The sequence below is a fragment of the Bacteroides coprosuis genome (assembly GCF_020741705.1).
Taxonomy (GTDB): domain Bacteria; phylum Bacteroidota; class Bacteroidia; order Bacteroidales; family Bacteroidaceae; genus Bacteroides_E; species Bacteroides_E coprosuis.
Genome location: NZ_DYYK01000053.1, coordinates 1 through 2765, shown reverse-complemented (window position 1 = coordinate 2765; position 2765 = coordinate 1). Strand labels below are relative to the sequence as shown.

General features: G+C 34.4%; 3 protein-coding genes. All 3 read left to right on the top strand.

All coding sequences use genetic code 11. The features are described from left to right. Nucleotides 1-311, top strand: a 311-nt coding sequence (locus tag K8V80_RS03225; protein ID WP_276775419.1) for a helix-turn-helix domain-containing protein, incomplete at its 5' end; no start/stop codon positions are given. Between the two features lie 172 nt (nucleotides 312-483). Further along, a complete protein-coding gene (locus K8V80_RS03220; RefSeq protein WP_276775417.1) occupies nucleotides 484-1914 on the top strand; it encodes an NAD(P)H-hydrate dehydratase in 1431 nt (476 codons plus the stop codon). Nucleotides 1915-1961: 47 nt separating this feature from the next. Next, the coding region (locus K8V80_RS03215; RefSeq protein ID WP_276775415.1) for a DUF4831 family protein at nucleotides 1962-2765 on the top strand (804 nt) is incomplete at its 3' end.

Below are 2765 nucleotides of genomic sequence, written 5' to 3'. Positions count from 1 at the left end.
AAACTGTAAATTTCAAAGATTTTGTCATTGCTAATTATCAGAAAGTAAAAACAGTTGAAGAGCTATCAATTCTTTATGGCTGTTCACTAAGATCATTCAACAGAAAATTCAAAGAACATTTTGATGACTCTCCATACAACTGGATACTAAGACAAAGAGCTAAACACGTAAAGGCTCAGTTATTAACTCCAGGCATTGAGTTTGCTGAAATTATTAAAGAATTTAAATTCTCGTCAGCATCTCACTTCTCTACCTATTGTAAAAAACAATTTGGAGTTACTCCGAGAGAAATTAGAAAGACAGTACAGTAAAATCTACTTTACAACTAAAACTAAAAGGCATGACATCTATAGCATCATGCCTTTTTTGTATTTTAACTTTCAATTGAACCAGATAATAAATTTAGAATTTAGGAGAAAATTCTCTATCTTGCATAGAAATTAGGCTATCTCATCCTAACTAAAAACAGACTTCTAAAAGACGTTGAAAACAAGTATGAATACAAGCTCTACCTATAATGTTGTTATATTTTTAAATAGCACATTTTATACCAATAGCTTAGATCAAATTATCGAACCTCTTATTTCGAATCAATCTGCTATTGTGTATCTCTTTAATATTCACAATCAAGAGAAATTAGATTTAACACACTGGGAAAAGAAGAATAATAATATTAAAGTAGAAGAAATCACTTCCCAGTTTGTACCTCCAACCCTAACTGAAGAAACATTAGTCATTGATGCATTATTCGGTTTTGAATTACAACACCCTCTATCTGGAGGATTTGCTGCTGTTGCAAGATTAATCAATAGTTCAAAATCTACAGTTGTATCGATTGGGGCTCCGTCAGGGTTATTACCCGAAGATAATACGACCAATAATTTAAATCATATTATCAAAGCCAATTATACTATACTTACTGAGGAACCACCTTTAGCTTGTTACTTTGACGAAAATCAGCCGTTTTTAGGGCAGTGGAACATCTTACCTATTAATCCTAAAAAAGAAGAAGATCTTGTACCCTTTACTTCTGAAGAAGAAGTTATAGACATCATAAAACCAAGAAGAAGATTCTCTCATAAAGGTTCTTATGGACATGGATTATTGGTAGCTGGCTCACTAGGTATGGCAGGTGCCTGTAGTATGGCTGCAAGTGCCTCTTTAAAATCGGGAATTGGACTTTTAACAATACATACCCCTTTGTGCAACAGAGCTATTCACCAGGTAAGCACACCTGAAGCAATGGTAGATTGCGACACAAATGAAATATGCTTTTCTCAATTATTAGATACAACAGGATACAAAGCAGTAGCCGTTGGTCCAGGCTTAGGTCTTGCAGAAGAAAGTGCAACAGCACTTCAACACCTTATTTTACAATGTGAAGAGTTAGGTACTCCACTCATTATTGATGCTGATGGACTAAATATTCTAGCAAATTATCCCCATCTTTATAGAAATATTAAAGGAGCTATACTTACGCCTCATCCCGTTGAAATAGAAAGGCTAATTGGAAAATGTAATAACTCATACATTCGCTTGAATAGAGCAATAGAATTTGCTAAAAAGTTTGAAGTATTTATTATATTAAAAGATGCTTATTCCTTTGTGATTTGTCCTGACGGCAGTTATCAATTAAATCCAACAGGTAATGAGGGGATGGCAACAGGTGGTAGTGGAGATGTGCTAACTGGCATATTGTTAGCTTTAAGAGCACAGGGTTATAGTCAAGAAGAATGTATTAAGCTTGGTACTTATATTCATGGAAAAGCTGGAGATCTAGCTGCACTTGAAGTTGGGAAAATAGGTATGACAGCTCAAGACATAATTAAATATTTACCCAAAGCTTGGAAAGAGCTATCTGAAACTGCTCTAAAATATAATGGCTTTAATTTATTTAGTAACTCGACAAACTAAGCAACTTTATTAATGTTGTAATAATAAGACTTTAAAAACAGATTATTATGCTAAAGAGAATAGTATTCATAAGTTCACTAGTATTAGCTTCAACTACATCTTTCTCTCAAACAAGAGTAACAGCTGGAGTAATGCAAGGTAAGGAGTATGGCGTTACATACACTTTGCCAAAAACAAAAATACAACTCACTCTAGAGACTAACCGTAACCAATATATACCTGGAGAATTTGCAAAATATGCTAGTAGCTACTTGCACCTAGAAGGAGTACAACTCGAACCGAGTATTTCTTGGTCTATAGATAAAGTAAGAATATCATCTATTGGTGTTCCTGATGCAGACAAAGTTTTCTTTGTTAGAATGCGTGATAAAACAGTAGCTCCACTCTTAGAACTGACTCAAGATGGCATAATAAAGACTATAAACGTTCCTTTTGGAAAGGATCATAGCGTAGCAGCTACGCCATTAGAACCTTCAAAAAAGATGCCTAACCCTAGAGATTTTTTCACTGAAGAGATTTTAATGGCTAATTCTACGGCAAAAATGGCAGAACTAGTAGCTAAAGAAATCTACTCCATACGTGAAAGTAGAAATAGCCTTTTAAGAGGTGAAGCTGAAAACACTCCTCAAGATGGAAAGCAACTAAAGCTTATGCTCGACAATCTTGAAGAACAAGAGGCTGCCTTAACATCTCTATTTAGAGGACAAACCATTACAACATCACAAGAATTTGCTGTTGCAATAGAACCAACAAAAGAATTTACAGACTCTATTATCTGTAGATTTTCATCTAGACTAGGAGTGGTTGAAAGTGATAATTTAGCAGGAGATCCTATTTCTGTATCTCTAAAG